Annotated in this window: 18 protein-coding genes; 12 read left to right on the forward strand and 6 right to left on the reverse strand. The window is 71.6% G+C overall.

Annotated features, from left to right (window positions below; all coding sequences use genetic code 11):
• Positions 1–83: 83 nt before the first annotated feature.
• The 5 genes from ACFRCG_RS28130 (at position 84) to ACFRCG_RS28150 (ending at position 4,521) form a co-directional block, all read left to right on the forward strand.
• Complete coding sequence (locus tag ACFRCG_RS28130) at positions 84–623, forward strand: TIGR03086 family metal-binding protein (protein ID WP_380036459.1); 540 nt, start codon at positions 84–86, stop codon at positions 621–623.
• A gap of 139 nt (positions 624–762) precedes the next feature.
• The gene (locus ACFRCG_RS28135; RefSeq protein ID WP_380036461.1) at positions 763–1,698 is read left to right on the forward strand and encodes an MBL fold metallo-hydrolase; all 936 of its coding nucleotides are present in this window, start codon (positions 763–765) and stop codon (positions 1,696–1,698) included.
• A 322-nt stretch (positions 1,699–2,020) separates the two neighbouring features.
• Positions 2,021–2,806 carry a CoA transferase subunit A gene (locus ACFRCG_RS28140; protein ID WP_380036463.1) on the forward strand — a complete coding sequence of 262 codons (786 nt, stop codon included), beginning with the start codon at positions 2,021–2,023 and terminating at the stop codon, positions 2,804–2,806.
• Positions 2,806–3,435, forward strand: coding sequence for a CoA transferase subunit B (locus ACFRCG_RS28145; protein WP_380036465.1), 630 nt, complete (start codon positions 2,806–2,808; stop codon positions 3,433–3,435). The genes ACFRCG_RS28140 and ACFRCG_RS28145 overlap by 1 nt, the downstream gene beginning before the upstream one ends.
• 111 nt (positions 3,436–3,546) lie before the next feature.
• Positions 3,547–4,521 carry a fumarylacetoacetate hydrolase family protein gene (locus ACFRCG_RS28150; protein WP_380036467.1) on the forward strand — a complete coding sequence of 325 codons (975 nt, stop codon included), beginning with the start codon at positions 3,547–3,549 and terminating at the stop codon, positions 4,519–4,521.
• A gap of 69 nt (positions 4,522–4,590) precedes the next feature.
• Here the strand turns inward: ACFRCG_RS28150 and ACFRCG_RS28155 are convergent, their stop codons facing one another.
• From ACFRCG_RS28155 to ACFRCG_RS28165, 3 genes are all read right to left on the reverse strand, one after another.
• Positions 4,591–5,235 carry a response regulator gene (locus ACFRCG_RS28155; protein ID WP_380036469.1) on the reverse strand — a complete coding sequence of 215 codons (645 nt, stop codon included), beginning with the start codon at positions 5,233–5,235 and terminating at the stop codon, positions 4,591–4,593.
• Positions 5,223–6,494, reverse strand: coding sequence for a sensor histidine kinase (locus tag ACFRCG_RS28160; protein ID WP_380036471.1), 1,272 nt, complete (start codon positions 6,492–6,494; stop codon positions 5,223–5,225). The genes ACFRCG_RS28155 and ACFRCG_RS28160 overlap by 13 nt, the downstream gene beginning before the upstream one ends.
• A gap of 148 nt (positions 6,495–6,642) precedes the next feature.
• Positions 6,643–7,842 (reverse strand): MFS transporter, encoded by a 1,200-nt coding sequence (locus ACFRCG_RS28165; protein ID WP_380036473.1) that lies wholly within the window; start codon positions 7,840–7,842, stop codon positions 6,643–6,645.
• A gap of 63 nt (positions 7,843–7,905) precedes the next feature.
• On the opposite strand from ACFRCG_RS28165, the gene ACFRCG_RS28170 reads away from it, so the two are divergent.
• Positions 7,906–8,367, forward strand: a complete 462-nt coding sequence (locus ACFRCG_RS28170) for a winged helix-turn-helix transcriptional regulator (protein WP_380036475.1) — start codon at positions 7,906–7,908, stop codon at positions 8,365–8,367.
• A gap of 19 nt (positions 8,368–8,386) precedes the next feature.
• On the opposite strand, the gene ACFRCG_RS28175 is transcribed toward ACFRCG_RS28170, so the two are convergent.
• From ACFRCG_RS28175 to ACFRCG_RS28185, 3 genes are all read right to left on the reverse strand, one after another.
• Positions 8,387–8,953 (reverse strand): hypothetical protein, encoded by a 567-nt coding sequence (locus ACFRCG_RS28175; protein WP_380036477.1) that lies wholly within the window; start codon positions 8,951–8,953, stop codon positions 8,387–8,389.
• Positions 8,954–9,104: 151 nt separating this feature from the next.
• Positions 9,105–9,458, reverse strand: a complete 354-nt coding sequence (locus ACFRCG_RS28180) for a hypothetical protein (protein WP_380036479.1) — start codon at positions 9,456–9,458, stop codon at positions 9,105–9,107.
• A 169-nt stretch (positions 9,459–9,627) separates the two neighbouring features.
• The gene (locus tag ACFRCG_RS28185; RefSeq protein WP_380036481.1) at positions 9,628–10,221 is read right to left on the reverse strand and encodes a hypothetical protein; all 594 of its coding nucleotides are present in this window, start codon (positions 10,219–10,221) and stop codon (positions 9,628–9,630) included.
• A gap of 179 nt (positions 10,222–10,400) precedes the next feature.
• Here ACFRCG_RS28185 and ACFRCG_RS28190 point away from each other — a divergent pair, with 179 nt between their 5' ends.
• The 6 genes from ACFRCG_RS28190 (at position 10,401) to ACFRCG_RS28215 (ending at position 16,329) form a co-directional block, all read left to right on the forward strand.
• Positions 10,401–10,937, forward strand: coding sequence for a GNAT family N-acetyltransferase (locus ACFRCG_RS28190; protein WP_380036483.1), 537 nt, complete (start codon positions 10,401–10,403; stop codon positions 10,935–10,937).
• A 302-nt stretch (positions 10,938–11,239) separates the two neighbouring features.
• Complete coding sequence (locus ACFRCG_RS28195; RefSeq protein WP_380036485.1) at positions 11,240–12,346, forward strand: alcohol dehydrogenase catalytic domain-containing protein; 1,107 nt, start codon at positions 11,240–11,242, stop codon at positions 12,344–12,346.
• 118 nt (positions 12,347–12,464) lie between these two features.
• Positions 12,465–13,415 carry a cyclase family protein gene (locus tag ACFRCG_RS28200; protein WP_380036487.1) on the forward strand — a complete coding sequence of 317 codons (951 nt, stop codon included), beginning with the start codon at positions 12,465–12,467 and terminating at the stop codon, positions 13,413–13,415.
• A 309-nt stretch (positions 13,416–13,724) separates the two neighbouring features.
• Positions 13,725–14,207, forward strand: a complete 483-nt coding sequence (locus ACFRCG_RS28205) for a MarR family winged helix-turn-helix transcriptional regulator (protein WP_160161547.1) — start codon at positions 13,725–13,727, stop codon at positions 14,205–14,207.
• A gap of 194 nt (positions 14,208–14,401) precedes the next feature.
• Positions 14,402–15,277, forward strand: a complete 876-nt coding sequence (locus ACFRCG_RS28210) for an enoyl-CoA hydratase/isomerase family protein (protein ID WP_380036489.1) — start codon at positions 14,402–14,404, stop codon at positions 15,275–15,277.
• 50 nt (positions 15,278–15,327) lie between these two features.
• On the forward strand, positions 15,328–16,329 hold the full coding sequence (locus ACFRCG_RS28215) for a TIGR03617 family F420-dependent LLM class oxidoreductase (protein WP_380036491.1): 1,002 nt from the start codon (positions 15,328–15,330) through the stop codon (positions 16,327–16,329).
• The last annotated feature ends 426 nt before the right edge of the window (positions 16,330–16,755 follow it).

Below are 16,755 nucleotides of genomic sequence, written 5' to 3' on the forward strand. Positions count from 1 at the left end.
CTGGGCGTAGCCTGTCCGCTGCTCGTCTCCCGTCACCCGGACATCACGCCGCGTGGGCGCGGCGTCACCCCCGAGGAGCCTTCGTGGACCAGATCACCCAGTATCGGCGCGCCGTCGAGAGCTTCCGCCTGCTGCTGGCCGAGGTCGGCGACGCGGAGTTGACCCTGCCGTGTCCGTGTTCGGAATGGGACGTCCGGGCCCTGCTGGCGCATACGACCGGCGCGCAGCGCGGTCTGGCGTCGGCGCTGACCGGGCCGAACGAGCCGGTCTCCGAGGACCCCCGCGAGGACTTCGAGGCGGCGGTCGAGACGATGGTCGCGACCTTCACTCCGGAGCGGGTGGCCGCCGCCATCAAGACCCCGTTCGGCGAGCGGACCGGCGGCTTCCTGCTCGGCATGGCCACCGGCGACATCTTCGTGCACGCGTGGGACCTGGCCCGGGCGCTGGGCCGGCCGAGCGACCTGGACCCCGAACTCGCCGAGGAACTGCTCGAGCGTATGCGGCAGACGCTTCCGGACGCCGCCCGCGGCGAGGGCCGCGCGTTCGGCCCGGAGCAGCCGGTCGACCCGGACGCGCCGGCCGCGGACCGGCTCGCCGCGTTCACCGGACGCGTGGTCAACTGACCGCAAATCGCCGATCGGGCCCGGGACATCCCGGGACAAGCCCTTCCGGAAGCGGCAACTGACGGTACGTCAGGCTGCGCGGAGGGCGGTCGGCGGTGTAAGCACGTCAACGCACACCCCCAGTCGATCGGGAGTATCGATGAGCACGTCGCAGCACGATCACGGCCGGATGGATCCGCCTCGCGTCCAGGAGGTGGCCGACGGAGCGTACGCGTACATCCAGCCGGACGGCACCTGGTGGATCAACAACACCGGGTTCCTGGTCGGTCCGGAGGGCGTCGTCGCGATCGACGGTTGCGCCACCGAGGCCCGCACCCGAACCTTCCAGGAGACGATCGCCAAGCACACCGACGCACCGGTGCGCACGCTGATCAACACGCACCACCACGGGGACCACACGAACGGGAACTACCTGTTCGAGACGGCCACGATCGTCGCGCACGAGAAGACCCGGACCGAGATACTCAACCTCGGGATCATGGAGGTCGAGTCGATCTGGCCGGGCGTCGGCTGGGGCGGCGTGCGGGCGGTGCCGCCGTTCCTCACCTTCACCGAGGGCGTCACCGTGTACGCGGGCGAACTGCGGGCCCAGGTGCGGCACTTCGGTGCCGCGCACACCTCGAACGACTCGGTGGTGTGGCTGGAGGAGCAGAGTGTCCTGTACACGGGCGACCTGATCTTCAACGGCGGCACTCCGTTCCTGCTGATGGGTTCGCCCGCCGGCTATATCGAAGTGCTGGAGAAGGTAAAGGAGTTGGGCGCGACGACGTTGGTCCCCGGGCACGGCGAGGTGTGCGGTCCGGACCAGATCGACTACGCCATCGGGTACACCGAGTTCGTACTGGAGACCGCGCGCAAGGGCCTCGACGCGGGTCTGGACCCGTTGAGCGTGGCGCGGGAGACCGACCTGGGCGAGTACGCGGCGCTGTCCGACTCGGAGCGGATCGTGGGCAACCTGCACCGGGCCTACGCGGAGTTGGGCGGGGTGGAGCGGGCGGGCGCGATCGACATCTACGCGGCGCTCGGGGACATGGTGGCGTTCAACGGGGGCAAGCCGCTCTCGTGCTACGCGTAGGTGTGGTTGGCCGGCCTGCCGGCCTCATACGCCGGCCGGGCTGATTCGGCCTCAAACGCCGGCCGGGCCGGATTTTCGGCCCGGCCGGCGTTGTTGTGGGCGGCTTCGGGTTGTCCGGCGTGTCCGCTCGGTCGTTGCCCGCCCTCGGGCTTGCGGTGAAATGGCGTCATGCGCCGGCCGGGCCGGGATTTCGGCCCGGTCCGCGTTGTCGCGTGTGGGTTCGGAGTGCACCTGTACGGCTTCCGGTGAGTGGAAGAGGGGTGTGGGGGAGGGGCGGATCCGCGGCTAGCGTCCATGGGGCGGGGCGGTGAATGGAGATGGTGTGGACAAGGTGGTCGGGGCGGCCGCCGAGGCGGTCTCGGATGTGTGGGACGGGGCCTCGGTCGCCGTTGGTGGGTTCGGGCTCTGTGGGATTCCTTCGGTGTTGATCGGTGCCCTGCACGCGCAGGGGGCCGCCGAGCTGAGGGTGGTTTCGAACAACTGCGGCGTCGATCGATGGGGGCTCGGCATCCTGCTGCATGCCGGGAGGATCGCTCGGGCGACCGGTAGCTACGTGGGGGAGAACAAGGAGTTCGCCCGGCAGTACCTCTCCGGGGAACTGGAACTGGAATTGACCCCTCAGGGCACGCTGGCCGAGCGGTTGCGGGCCGGCGGATGTGGGATCCCGGCGTTCTACACGCCGGCCGGGGTCGGGACGCAGGTCGCCGAGGGCGGACTGCCGTGGCGCTACGACGCGGCGGGCAACGTACTGGTGGCCTCGCCCCGCAAGGAGGTCCGCGTCTTCGACGGCGTCGAATACGTCCTGGAGGAGGCCATCACCACCGACTTCGCCCTGGTCCGGGCGGCCCGCGGCGACCGGCACGGCAACCTGGTGTTCGACAAGTCGGCGCGCAACTTCAACCCGCTCGCGGCGATGGCCGGTCGGATCACCGTCGCCGAGGTCGAGGAACTGGTCGAGCCGGGCGAGCTCGATCCCGACGCGGTACACCTGCCCGGGGTGTTCGTCCAGCGCGTGGTGGCGCTGACGCCCGCCCAGGTCGCCGAGAAGCCGATCGAGAAGAAGACCACGAACGGCGCGCCGGCGGTGCGCGGAACGGTGCGCGACTGATGGCCCTGACCAGGGACGAGATGGCCGCGCGGGCCGCGGCCGAGCTGATCGACGGCTCCTACGTCAACCTCGGGATCGGCCTGCCCACCCTCGTGCCCAACCACATCCCGGCCGGCGTACACGTCGTGCTGCACTCGGAGAACGGGCTGCTCGGCGTGGGGCCGTACCCGACCGAGGACGCGGTCGACCCGGACCTGATCAACGCCGGCAAGGAGACCGTCACGGTCCTGCCCGGCGCCTCCTACTTCGACTCGGCGCTCTCCTTCGGGATGATCCGAGGCGGCCACATCGACACCGCCATCCTGGGCGCGATGCAGGTCGGCGTGACCGGCGACCTGGCCAACTGGACCGTCCCCGGCAGCATGATCAAGGGCATGGGCGGTGCGATGGACCTCGTGCACGGCGCCCGTCGGGTGATCGTGCTGATGGAGCACGTGACCAGGAAGGGCGAGCACAAGATCGTCGACGAGTGCTCCCTGCCGCTCACCGGCAAACGCTGCGTGCGGCGGATCATCACCGACCTCGCGGTGCTCGACGTGACCGATCGCGGCCTGCTCCTGGTCGAGACCGCCCCCGGGGTGACCGCGGACGAGGTGCGGGCGAAGACCGGTGCGCGGCTGCTGACCTGACGCCGTCCGCCGAGGTCGGGGCGTGGATCGGCCGGCGCCGATGTGATCATTTAGCGATACCGACGCATCGTCGCCGGTCCTGGGCACGCACCGGAACAAGGAGCACCAATCGTGAAGTTCGCGACCTTCGACCTGAATGGCTCGATCCACTCCGGAGTGGTGTCGGGCGAGGACGCGGTACATCCGCTGCCGGCCGGAGAGACCCTGCTCGGCTTGATCGAGCGCGGTGCCGAGGCCCTGCGCGCGGCGGGCGAGGCGGCCCTGGCCGGTCCCTCGGTCGCGCTCGCCGACGTACGCCTGCTGCCGCCGCTCCAGCCGCCCACGGTCCGCGACTTCGTGGCGTTCGAGGAGCACGTCGAAGGGGCCATGATCACCGTGCAGGGACCGGGCGCGGTCGTGGTCCCGGAGTGGTACGAGCTGCCCACCTTCTACTTCACCAACCCGTACGCGATCATCGGCCCGAACGACCCGGTCCCGATGCCGCCGGGGTCGGCCGTGCTCGACTTCGAGCTGGAGGTCGGCATCGTGATCGGCCGGGCGGGTCGGGACCTGACGGTGGATCAGGCGGCCGAACACATCATCGGCTACACCATCTTCAACGACTGGTCGGCCCGCGACCTCCAGTCCCGCGAGATGCGGGTCGGCCTGGGCCCGTGCAAGGGCAAGGACACCGCGACCACGCTCGGCCCGTGGCTGGTGACGGCGGACGAGTTCGAGGAGTACCGGGACGCGGACGGCTTCCTGGACCTCGCCATGCGCGCCTCGGTCAACGGCGTCGAGATCGGTCGGGACTCGCTGGTCAACATGGGCTGGCCGCCCGCCGAACTGGTCGCCTACGCCTCGCGCGGCACCTGGATCCGGCCCGGCGACGTGCTCGGCACCGGCACCTGCGGCAACGGTGGTTGCCTGGGCGAACTGTGGGGTCGGGGAAGCGAGTTGCCGTCGCTGCGCCCGGGCGACACGGTCTCGCTGACGGTCGAGGGCATCGGTACGCTGGCCAACACGGTGGTCGAGGGCGCGACGCCGCGGCCCATCCCGGCGGCGCGCAAGCGCCCGCGCACCCGCAGGGACTCCTTCGACGCGTGAGCCGGCGACGCCCGGCCGGCGGACCCCGCCCGGGGCCCGCCGGCCGGGCGCGGGTCGGCCGGTCGGCCGTCAGCCGTTCAGGTAGGCGAGTACGGCGAGCACCCGGCGGTGTCCCGTCTCGTCGGGGGCCAGTCCCAGCTTCGCGAAGATGTTCCGGATGTGCTTGTTGACCGCGCCCTCGCTGATCACCAGGAGCCGGGCGAGATCGGTATTGGATCGGCCCTCCGCCATCAGCGCCAGTACCTCGCGCTCGCGCGGGGTCAGCTCGCGCAACGGGTCGTCGGAGCGCCGCCGGACCAGGAGTTGGCCGACCACCTCCGGATCCATCACCGTGCCGCCCGCCGCCACCCGGCGCAGCGCGTCGGCGAACTCCTCGACGTCGCCCACCCGTTGCTTGAGCAGGTAGCCGGTCGCGCCGCGGCCGTCGGCGAGCAGTTCGGCGGCGTACCGGTCCTCGACATAGGCGGACAGGACCAACACCGGCAACCCGGGTCGGCGTCGCCGGGCCTCGATCGCGGCACGCAGCCCCTCGTCCCGGAAGTCCGGCGGCAACCGCACGTCGACCACCGTGGCCGCCGGCTCGTGGGTGTCCACCGCGGCCAGGAAGTCGCTCCCGTTGTCCACGGCCGCGACCACCTCGAAGCCCTCGCCGGCCAGCAGCAGGGTCAGCCCCTCGCGCAGCAGCGCGTCGTCCTCGGCGATCACCACCCGCACGGCAACTCCGCCCGCAGTCGGGTCGGTCCGCCGGCCGGACTGTGCAGCGTCAGCCGGCCGTCCAGGGCGTGCGCGCGGCGGCGCATGCCCACCACGCCGCTGCCGGCGCGCTCGTCGGCGCCACCGCGTCCGTCGTCCTCGACCTCGATCACCAGCGTGCCCTCCTCGTTCGCCAGCCGCAGCCCGACGTGCTCGGCCCGACTGTGCCTGGCCACATTGTTCAACGCCTCGGCGACGATGAAGTACGCGGCGGTCTCCACGGCGGCCGGTGCCCGGCCGAGGCCGGCGGTGTCCACCACGCAGGGCACCGGGGAGCGGGCGGCGAGCGCGGCGACGGCGCCGTCCAGGCCGCGTTCGTCCAGGATCGGCGGATAGATCCCGCGCACCACCTCGCGCAGTTCGTCCAGGGCGCCGGTCGCCGCCTGCCGGGCGCGGCGCACCAGCGGCGGCGCCTGCTCCGGGTCGCGTTCCAGGGCCCGTTCGATCAGCCCGAGATGCATCACCACCGCGAGCAGCCGGTTTTGCGTACCGTCGTGCAGGTCCCGCTCGATCCGCCGCAGTTCGGCGGCGTGCGCGTCCAGCGCGGCGGCCCGGCTCGCGGTCACCTCGGCCAGCCGCTCGGCGACCGAACGATGCGCCGGCGGGGTGAGCAGCCCGCGGCTGAGCCGGGCCTGGCCGCGCAGCAGCGACGGGATCAGCGTGCAGGCGAGCACCGCGACCAGCACGCCGATCGGCAACATCACCGCCGCCCGCGCCCACGAGTCGACGGCGAAGCCGACACCGGACGGCGACCGTCCGGGGATCGCCCACCACCACAGCGGCATGGTCACGTCGTTGACCGCGGCCAGGGCCAGGCCGAGGCCGAGGAAGCCGGCGAGGGTGCCGGTGAGCGCGTGCACCAAAAGCCAGCGCAGATCGCGCATGCTCGCCCGGTCGGTGAGCGGGCGGCGGGCGACCGGCGAGTCCTCGACGGGGCGATCGGGCTCGGGCACGGGCGCCCCACCGAGTACCGCGCCGACCCGGCGCCGCTCGATCCCGGCCAGGCGGCGCACCCCTCGCATCAGCGGCGGGAGCAGCGGCAGGCCGATGCCGGTGAGGCAGAGCACCGCGACCACGACGACCACGGGCAGCGCCGACAGGGCGAGCAGGCCGGTGGCGCCCGCCCGCGCGAGCAGGCCCAGCTGCGCGGGCAGGCGCCGGAGCGCGGGCATGGGGTCGGGCAGGGCGAGCGGGCGGCTCGGCTCGCGGGTCGTCGACACGACGACGGACCTCCCTTCGCGTTCGTCGGTGGTGCCCGCACCACCTTCGGACGCGCGCGTGCGGGTCGTCGCCGGCCCGCCCCCGGATCCTATGTTCGCGCAGGTCGACGACCCGTCGCCGAAACCGTCGACGCGACGGGAGGCACGTTCACGCGGCGCCGACCGGCGCGGGCCGACCGCGTCGCGTCGGGTCCAGTGCCCACAGCAGCAGCGCGAGCGCGCCGAAGCCCGCGCCGAGCAGGCAGACGGCGGTCCAGCCCGCCGCCGCGTACAGCGTGGTCGAGGCGATCGCGCCGCCCGCGCTGCCGATCGAGTAGAAGATCATGTAGCCGCCGATCAGCCGACTGCCGGCGTCCGGCCGGAGCGGGTAGATCAGGCTCTGATTGGTCACGTGTACCGCCTGGACGGCGAGGTCGAGCACGATCGTGCCCACCACCAGGGCCCACAACGACTGGCGGGTGAAGGCGAGCGGCAGCCAGGAAACGGTCAGCAACACCAGCGCGATACCGGTGACCCGGTGTGCGTGGCCGAGGTCGCCCAGCCGCCCGGCGGGGATCGCGCCCAGCGCGCCGGCCGCGCCAGCCAGACCGAAGGCGCCGATCGCGGTGTGCGACAGGGACAGCGGAGGTTCGCTCAGCGGCAGGGCGATGCTGCTCCAGAGGGTGCTGAACGCGGCGAAGATCAGCAGGGCGAAGCCGGCTCGGACCCGGAAGACCGGTTCCTCGACGAACAGCCTCACGGTCGAGCCGAGCAGCCTGCGGTACGACAGCGGGGCAGTGTCGGCGCGCCGCCTCGGGAGTACGCGGTACAGCGTCGCCGCCAGGACCAGGGTCAGCGCGGCCGAGCACAGGTACACCGCGCGCCAGCCCGCGAGGTCGGCCAGCACACCCGAGACGGTGCGGGCGAGCAGGATGCCGATGACCACGCCGCTGGTGACCGCGCCGACCACGCGACCTCGTTCGGCGGGGGCGGCGAGCGAGGCCGCGTAGGCGACCACCGCCTGGGTGACCACGGCGAGCAGGCCGACCGCGATCATCGCCGGGAACACCGGCGCGGCCCCCCGGGCCGTCCCGACGGCGACCAACGCGACGGCGAGCAGCGCGAATTGACCCACGATCAGGCGGCGGCGGTCGATCAGGTCGCCCAGCGGGACGAGCAGGAACAGGCCGAATCCGTAGCCGACCTGGGTGAGGGTGACCACGACGCCGACCGTGCCGGAGGCGAGGCCGAGGTCGTGGCCCATCGTCACCAGGAGGGGCTGGGCGAGGTAGACGTTGGCGACCGCGACGCCGGCGGCGATCGCGAAGAGCAGGGTGAGGGCGCGAGATATCTGGTTGCAAGTTGCCACCAGGTGACCATAGGCAACCTTGGTAGCATGTTGCAACCGGTGGGGTGAGCGAGAGGACGGGACATGGTGCAGCGCACGCGGTTGGACGAGGACAGTTGTCCGGTGGCGCGATCGGTGGACGCGATCGGCGACTGGTGGTCGCTGCTGATCGTGCGCGACGCGTTCGACGGGAGCCGCCGGTTCGGCGAGTTCCAGCGCAGTCTCGGGGTGGCCAAGAACATCCTGACCGCCCGACTGCGGGCCCTGGTGGCCGGCGGGATCCTGGAGACGGTGCCCGCGTCGGACGGCAGCGCCTACCGGGAATACGTACTGACCGCGAAGGGGCGCGACCTGTTCCCCGTGGTCGTCGCGCTGCGGCAGTGGGGCGAGGCGCACTGGTTCGGGCCCGGCGAGCCGATGTCCAGGCTTCTGGACCGACGCGACGGCCGCCCGCTGCGCACCCTGGAGGTGCGCGCGGCGGACGGCCGCCCGATCCGGCCGGAGGACACCGAGGTGGAGCGGGTCGACGAGGCCGGCCGGGACTGACCGACCGGGCGGATCCGCTCTAGCCGCCCGGGACTTCGGTGAGCCCGAGGTGGTCGAGCAGGGTGAAGAACAACTGCTCGACGAACGGATTCCGGCTGAAACCCAACAACTCCAGGATCGGCTCGGGCCGCACCTCGTAGCCGGCCGACGCCGCCCACCGCACCGCCGCCTCGGCGACCCGCGGCCGGTCCTGCTCCAGCCACGCGGCCGCCTCGTCCCGGAACCGGGCGAGGTCGCCCCGCCCGCCGCCCCGGTCCCACCGGTTCCGCGCCAACCGCGAGGCGGCGGTGCCCGGGTCGAGCCACCCCTCCCAAAAGTGCGTCCCGCTCAGTCCCTGGACATGCGCGACATCGCTCTCGAACACCCCGCACACCAGCACGGGGGAGCCGGTCCGGGCGGCCAGGTCGGTCAACCACGGGCCCTGGAAGGCGTACGGATCCTCGAAGTGGCGCACGTGCACCGCGCGCCAGCCGTCGCGGTAGGCCCACTCGGCATAGACCGGATGGCCCTCCCCGCCGACATACGGCGCCAGGTCGGCCAGCGGCGTGTCCGCACGTAAAACGACGATGTCCCCGTTGAACCCCATGGCCACCCCTTCGGTCGCGATGTCCGTTGCGGCCCAACGTAGATACCGCGTCCGACAACCGACCGGGTGCCGGGAACGGGGGCGTGCCGGGGGTCGTCGCGCGACGGCTCCGGGCGACTCTCCCGTCGTGGCCCGGATCCGCCGCCGGCGGTCAACTCCCGGCCTCGGCGACCTGTTCCACCGCGCTCGTCCCGTTGCCCTCGCGGGACTCCCACTCCCAGGTCTCGTCCAACCGGATCCGACCGTCGGGCAATACGACGACGGCGCTCACGCAGTGCCCGGAGGCGGTACCTCCGGAGCGGTTCAACTGCACATAGCGGAAGTCCAGCGTGTCCCCGTCGCGGGTACCGACGAGGTGACCGTGCACGATGTCGCCGCCGTCGTACTCGGCCCAGATCCGGCCGTCCACCTCGTGGTAGGCGAACAGCGTGGACGCGTCCACCTCCCCGTGCTCGGGGCGATCGAGCGGGGCGAAGCGAAGTCCATCCAGGGATGGTGCGGTCATTGCGGGCTCCTTCGGGTGCGAACGCGAGGTGCATCTGCGCTTGGTAGCCCGCAGCGTAGGTGCCGTGTCCCGGGGCCCGATTGCGGGGTCGGGTCGCCGACCGGGGAAGAATTCCGCTCCCGAAGCACTCCCGCTTTCGAACGTTTCCCGCTCCCGCACGTTTCCCGCTCTACTCGTCCGGGGTGCCCTTCCAGCGCCACTTGCCCACCCGGCGCGGATGGCCCGGCAACTCGGTGCGGCCGGTACACCACAGCAGGGCCGGCCACGGCTCGAAGCCGGCGGGGGCGTCGGGGAACATCCGGGCCAGGACGCGGGCGCAGATCTCCGGGTCGGGCCGGTAGTCGAGGCCGAGCCCGGCCGCCATGTCGTGCATGTGGACCATCACCTCGATCATGCCCATCGCGGCGAAGCCGTCCGGGTCGGAGACGCCGTACGGGTGATAGGCGCGGTTCGAGTCCGGCTGCGTGGTGACCACCGACGCCAGGATCGTGCCGCCGGCACGGACCGCGTACAACATCTGGGCCGGCGTCGGATCGTCCTCGGCGTGGATGTCGACCGGGACGTAGTCGTCCATGCGACTCGACGCGACCTGACCCGCGTAGCCGTACAGATCCCCGACCACGTGGACCAGCGTGTACCAGCAGTCCCAGTCGAGCTCGCCGGCCGGCCGCGACCAGTCCCGATCGCCTTCGGTCGCCTCGGCCAACACGGCGACGGCGTGCGCGACCGTCGCCTCCAGATCCTGTGCTGCGTGTGCTCCCATCCGGCGAGTTATACCGGCGCGGCTCCGGGAACGCACGCGACTATCGCGGGCGGCCACCCCCGTGCCGGGGCCCGTGGGGGCGCGGGTGAGGATGGAGGTGTGCCCGTGGCTCCGCTCACCGTCCCGTGATCGCCGCCGACGGCCGTGTTCGCCGGATCGTCCCGTCCTCGGAGAACGCCATGACCTCGACTGCCCCAGCCCCCGACGGCCGCGATTTCGCCGCCGTCACGATCGTGCCGATGCGCGACGAGCACGCGGAGTCGGTGCTCGCGATCTATCAGCTCGGCATCGACACCGGCAACGCCACGTTCCAGGAACACGCGCCCGACTGGGCCGAGTTCGACGCGGGCAAGCTGCCGGACCACCGCTTCGTCGCGCTCGACGGGACCGGCGGCGCGGTGCTGGGGTGGGTGGCCGCGAGCGCGACCTCGCGCCGCCCGGTCTACCACGGTGTGGTGGAGACCTCGGTGTACGTCCACCCCGACGCGGCCGGCCGGGGCGTCGGCCGTGCGCTGCTCACCGCCCAGATCGCCTCGACCGAGGCGGCCGGCGTATGGACCATCCAGGCCGGCGTCTTCCCCGAGAACGCCGGCAGCCTCGCCCTGCACGCCGCCCTCGGCTTCCGCACCATCGGCGTGCGCGAACGCGTCGGCCGCCACCGCGACCGCTGGCGCGACGTCACCCTCCTGGAACGCCGCAGCCCGACGGTGGTCTGACCCGGGCGATCCGGCAGCGACCCGACCCGTCCCAAGGCACCCCGAGCACGCGTCGAACACACCCCCCAACACCCCTCGACACCCCTCGACACCCCTCCGGACACACTCCGAACACACTCCGCGCGGATCCGACGGTCCGTCAGATCCCATCCCGGTATGCCTTGACCTCTCCGGACACCGATGAATAATCGAGATCGGTTGTAGTGACCAAGGATGTGAGTGTTCGGCTTGGGGTGGGCCGGTCCGGGGCGCGGCGAAAACACCTCGCGGCGGGCCGTCCGCCCGGAACGAGGAGACGGTACATGCGCGCGATCCTGCACACCGCCACGGGCGCCGAGATCCGGGACGACGTCACCGTACGTGATCCGGAGGCCGGTGAGGTCCTGGTGCGGATCGTCGCCACCGGCGTCTGCCACAGCGACGTCAGCGTGCTCGAAGGCGTGATCGAGTGGCCCACGCCGTCCGTGCTCGGCCACGAGGGCGCCGGCATCGTGGAGAAGGTCGGCGCGGGGGTCGGCTCGGTCGCGCCGGGCGACCACGTCGTGATCACCACGATCGCCGCGTGCGGGATGTGCCGGCACTGCCAGACCGGACACCCGAACCGCTGTCGGCAGACGCTGGGCAACCGCGGCACGCCGTTCGCGATCGGCGACGAACCGGTATGGAACTTCGCGGGGGCCTCCACCTTCGCCGAACTGACCCTGGTCAAGGAGATCCAGTGCGTGTCCATCCCCAAGGACGTGCCGCTGACCTCCGCGTGCCTGGTCCCGTGCGGCGTGGTCACCGGCGCGGGCGCCGTACTCAACCGGGCCAACGTGCTCCCCGGGCAGACCGCGGCGGTGATCGGCCTCGGCGGCGTCGGCCTGTCCGCCGTCCAGGCGCTGCGCCTGAAGGGCGCGGGCCGGGTGGTCGGCATCGACACCGTGCCCGGCAAGTTCGAACTGGCCGGCGCGTTCGGCGCGACCGACTTCGTCAAGTCCGGCAAGGGTGTCGACGTCGCCGACGAGATCCGCACCCTGTTCCCGTACAGCGACGAGGTCAAGGTCGGCGTGTTCGGGGCGGGCGGCGTGGACTGGATCTTCGAGTGCACCGGCATCCCGGCCGTGCTCGAGAACGCCATGGAGGCGCTGGACTGGGGCGGCACGCTGATCGCCGTCGGCCAACCGGCGCAGACCGCGACCGCGAGCATCCGGATCGCCAACCTGCTCCAGTGCGACCGGGGCATCCTGGGCACCCGGGCAGGCGGCGTACGTCCGCACGAGGACATCCGGACCATCGTCGAGCTGTACCGCCAGGGCAAGTTCGACCTGGACGCGCTGGTGTCCAAGGTCTATCCGGCGGAGGGCTTCCACGACGTCCTCGACGACATGCACCACGGACGGATCGCGCGCGGGGTCATCGCGTTCTGATCCGGCCGCCCGTCCCGGAACGCCGAAGCCCGACCGGGTCGCGGATCCGTCCACGCGCTCATTCGTTCGTTCCCCCGCTCATTCGTTCACTCGTCCCCCCGAGAGGATCGCGGCAGGCATGACGGAGACTCGCTCGACCGAAGGGGCCGCGTCGTCCGTCGCCCCGCCCTCCGGCGGCAACTGGGGCCGCTGGGGCGCGGAGGACGAGCGCGGGGCGCTGAACCTGATCGAACCGGAGGGGGTGCGAGCCGCCGCGCACGAGGTCCGGACCGGGCGGACGTACTCCCTCGCGCTGCCCATCGCGCGCGGGAACCAGCCGGCCTTCGACTTCCGCGGCTCGCCGCAGCGGTTGACCCTGGTGAGTCAGACCGACGCGATGTACGACGGCTTCGAGGGCGGCGGCGACGTCGGGTCCAACGAGGACGTGCTGATCATCCCGTCGCACAACCTCACCCACATGGACGCGCTCTGCCACGTCCAGGCCAAGGGCCGCTTCTACAACGGCTTCCCGGCCGACACGTTCCGCTCGCACACCGGCGCCGGCCGCTGTGGGATCGACAAGCTGGGCGCCTTCGCGACCCGGGCCGTGCTGCTCGACCTGCCGCGCCACTTCGACACGCCGCACCTGGAGGGCGGCTATCGGATCACCGCCGCGGACCTGGCGGGTTGCGCCGAGCGGCAGGGGGTCGAGGTGCGGTCCGGCGACGCGTTGCTGGTGCGGACCGGCTACCTCGACGAATACCGGGCGATCGAGGCGTCCGGCCGCGAGCCTTCCTTCGCCCAGCCGGGTCTGTCGCTCGACGCGGTCGACTACGTCCGGGCCCGGGAGATCAGCGTCGTGGGCGCCGACAACAGCGCGATCGAGTGCATTCCGTTCGACGACCGGTTCCTGTCGGTACATATCGCGTTGCTGGTGGAATCGGGTGTACCGCTGCTCGAACACCTGTGGTTGACCGATCTTGCGGAGGGCATGGCACAGGCGGGTACCTATTCGTGCCTGCTGTGCGTATCCCCGCTTCCGGTCACCGGTGCAACGGGCAGTCCCATCAATCCGGTTGCCATTGTCTGATCGTCGGACGACTGACATAGTCCATGGGCAGGTCGTCTCGGTCTCGTTTCCTCCGTCGGGACCGAGGCGACCGCTCGGATCGAGCCGCAACACCCGCCTCCGGTAGACCTGTACGCATCCGTACCCGCCCGTACGCGCACGTACATCCGTCGAGGCGCCGAGGTACCCACTCCACAATGCGAGGCATTTGCCGAGTCGCCCATCGGGCCGATCCGGCCGCTCGGGCACGGAATCCGGAATCCGATACGGGTAATGCACGTTATCGCACAGTATTAAATTGACGTAGTCAAGGACTGCTATCATGGCGGGGTGAACTCCACCGAAAACGTCGAAGCGATCCAGCGGGCGCTGGAGGCCCTGCTTCGGCGCCACGCCAGCCGCCGAGTGTACGCGGGCCAGGCCGCCGCGGCGGGCGCGACCATCTCGCAGCCCGCCTATGTGCTGCTGCGCCGAATCGAGAAGCAAGGCCCGCTCCCCATGGGGGAGTTGGCGCGCATGACCAACATGGACCCGGGCGCCACCGCGCGCCAGGTCGGCCAGTTGGAGCGGGACGGCTACGTCCGGCGCTCGCCCAGTCCGGACGACGGTCGGGTCAGCCTCGTCTCGCTCACCCCGCGCGGCGACTCCGTGCGGCGCCGGTTGAACGACGTCATGGATCGACGGATGAGCGAGATGCTCGACCGCTGGAGCGACGAGGATCGCGAGACGTTCGCCACGCTGCTGCAGCGATTCGTCGAGGAGATGGCGCAGGGCGAGATTCCCGCGGCCGAGGTCGAGGACAGCGCGGTCTGACCATCCGACTGTTCGTCATATTCCATATCGATTGCCGGGGTTGGCCGTACGGGCGGCGTTCGCAGTAGCTGCGTTCGTGACATTCGACGGTGGGCCCCGGCAATTTTTGTCGGCAATCGCGCGGGTGCGGTGGGCGGTCGGAATGCACGAAGGCATCACTTGATTTGGTCAAGGATCCCGCTTACGGTCCCGGAGTGATCAAGTTCGACATCCGCGACGGGGTTGCCGTCGTCACGCTGGATCGGCCCGACAAACTCAATGTGTTCTCCGGGGGTATGGGTTCGGCCCTCGGGGACGCCTATGCGCGGTGTGACGCCGACGACGCGGTGCGCGCGGTGGTACTCACCGGCGCGGGACGGGCGTTCTGCGCGGGCGCCGACATGTCGCCGGAGGCGGACAGCTTCGCGGGGCCGGCGTCGGCGCCGGGCGCGGGTGCCGGAGTGGCGGCGCGGTCGCGGGAGTTCAGCGCGTCGCCGGTGCGACCGGCCGCCTGGGAGGTGCGCAAGCCGGTGATCGCGGCGATCAACGGGCACGCGATCGGCATCGGCTTCACGCTGGCGATGCAGTGCGACATCCGGCTCGTGGCCGCGGACGCCAAGCTGGCGATTCCACAGGTTCGGCGCGGCATGGTCCCCGACGCCCAGTCGCACTGGACGGTACCGGCGGCCACGTCGCGGGCGGTGGCCGCCGACATCCTGCTGACCGGGCGCACCTTCCGCGGCGCCGAGGCGGCCGTACTCGGCCTGGTGTCCCGGGCGTTGCCCGCCGACGAGGTACTGCCCGCCGCACTGGAGATCGCGCGCGACATCGCGACCAACGTGCACCCGGTGTCGGCCGCGCTCACCAAACGACTGCTGTGGGCCGACGCCGGACTCGACGAGGTCGAACGCCTGGAAACCGCCTACCACCGCGTACTGATGGGCACCGACGACGCCCGCGAGGGCCCGCGCGCGTGGTCCGAACGGCGCACACCACGCTGGACCGGCACGGTCACCGGCGCGTGGGACGGTGTACTGGCGGCGGAATCATCGCAACAGCCGGACCCTTCGGTACGACAGGAGCACCAGTGACCCCCTCTCCGCCGACACCCCGTCGCCTGACAACCCCTCAGCTCGATGTCATGGCAGCCGGCCTCACCCTCCGCGACATGCAACGGGCCGCGGCCGCCACCGAGCGGGCCGGGTTCGACGGCCTGTGGCTCACCGAGGGCGGCCGCACCGCGTACACCGCCGCCACCGCCGCCGCGCTGGCCACCGAGAACCTGACCGTCGGGACGGGCATCGCGGTCGCGTTCGCCCGAAGCCCGATGGTCACCGCGTCGGCGGCCTGGGAGTTGGCCGAGGCGACCGGCGGCCGGTTCGTACTGGGCCTGGGCACCCAGGTGCGGCCGCACATCGAACGGCGCTACTCCGCCGAGTTCGACCGGCCGGGCCCACGGCTGCGCGAGTACGTCGGCGCGCTGCGGGCGATCTGGGCGGCCTTCCGGGGCGAGGAACGGCTGCGTTTCAAGGGCGACTTCTACCGGTTCACCCTGATGACGCCGGAGTGGACGCCGGGTGGCTCGATCGCCGACCCGCCGATCTACCTGGCCGGGGTCAATCCGTGGATGTTGCGCATGATCGGCGAAGTGGCCGACGGCCTGCACGTCCACCCGCTGCACAGCGTGCGCTACATCGACGAGGTGGTCCGCCCCGAACTGGCCGCGGGCGGCGCGGCCGACGACTTCGCGCTGGTCTGCCCGGTGATGACGGCCACCGGCGACACCGACGAGGAGATCGAGACCGATCGCGAGAAGCTGCGCCTGCGCCTGGCCTTCTACGGCTCGACCCCCGGCTACTCGAAGGTCTTCGAAACCCACGGCTGGAACGACCTCCAACCCCGCCTCAACCGCCTCTTCGCCGCCAAGGACCGCCAGGCCATGGCCACCGCCATCACCGACGAGGTCCTCGACACCCTCACGGTAACGGCCCCTTGGACCGACCTGGCCCAGTCCCTCCTGACCCGCTACCAAGGGGTGGCAACCCGAGTAGTCGCATACTCGGCGGTGAGCACCTGGCGCGAAAACCCGGCCTCGCTCGAACGCTGGACAGAGGTGACACAACAGTTCCACGAACTGAGCTGAACCGGGCGCTCCCCGGCACCCGCTGCCCTTCGGGCTGCGGGCGGCCGGCACGGGGCCGGTCGGAGTCGGGGGCGGGCCGCCGCCGGGGTGCGGGGCGAGACTTCGAGGGCCCGACGAGACGGGTGTGTTGGTCGGCTTAAAAGCGACCAACGGCGGCGGGCAGGGTGGGTGCTCGGGTCGGGTTCGCCGGGCGTGCGTTTCCGAGTGGGCCGGGTGCTTTCGGCGCGCGTTGCGCTGGTGGTTGCGGGTGGCCGGTGCGGGGCCGGTCGGAGTCGGTGGTGGGCCGCCGCCGGGGTGCGGGGTTCCGAGACGTGGGGCTTGCGGCGGGGCGGGTGTGTTGGTCGGCTTAAAAGCGACCAACGGCGGCGGGCAGGGAGGGCGCTCGGGTCGGGTTCGCCGGGCGTGCGTTCCCGAGTGGGCCGGGTG

Source organism: Embleya sp. NPDC056575 (assembly GCF_042793325.1).
In the GTDB taxonomy this organism is placed as follows: domain Bacteria; phylum Actinomycetota; class Actinomycetes; order Streptomycetales; family Streptomycetaceae; genus Embleya.

Coding starts and splice junctions, on each gene's coding strand:
- ACFRCG_RS28135 (WP_380036461.1), top strand. CDS start 763: ATGAGCACGTCGCAGCACGATCACGGCCGGATGGATCCGCCTCGCGTC.
- ACFRCG_RS28145 (WP_380036465.1), top strand. CDS start 2,806: ATGGCCCTGACCAGGGACGAGATGGCCGCGCGGGCCGCGGCCGAGCTG.
- ACFRCG_RS28170 (WP_380036475.1), top strand. CDS start 7,906: ATGGTGCAGCGCACGCGGTTGGACGAGGACAGTTGTCCGGTGGCGCGA.
- ACFRCG_RS28175 (WP_380036477.1), bottom strand. CDS start 8,953: ATGGGGTTCAACGGGGACATCGTCGTTTTACGTGCGGACACGCCGCTG.
- ACFRCG_RS28180 (WP_380036479.1), bottom strand. CDS start 9,458: ATGACCGCACCATCCCTGGATGGACTTCGCTTCGCCCCGCTCGATCGC.
- ACFRCG_RS28185 (WP_380036481.1), bottom strand. CDS start 10,221: ATGGGAGCACACGCAGCACAGGATCTGGAGGCGACGGTCGCGCACGCC.
- ACFRCG_RS28190 (WP_380036483.1), top strand. CDS start 10,401: ATGACCTCGACTGCCCCAGCCCCCGACGGCCGCGATTTCGCCGCCGTC.
- ACFRCG_RS28195 (WP_380036485.1), top strand. CDS start 11,240: ATGCGCGCGATCCTGCACACCGCCACGGGCGCCGAGATCCGGGACGAC.
- ACFRCG_RS28200 (WP_380036487.1), top strand. CDS start 12,465: ATGACGGAGACTCGCTCGACCGAAGGGGCCGCGTCGTCCGTCGCCCCG.
- ACFRCG_RS28215 (WP_380036491.1), top strand. CDS start 15,328: ATGGCAGCCGGCCTCACCCTCCGCGACATGCAACGGGCCGCGGCCGCC.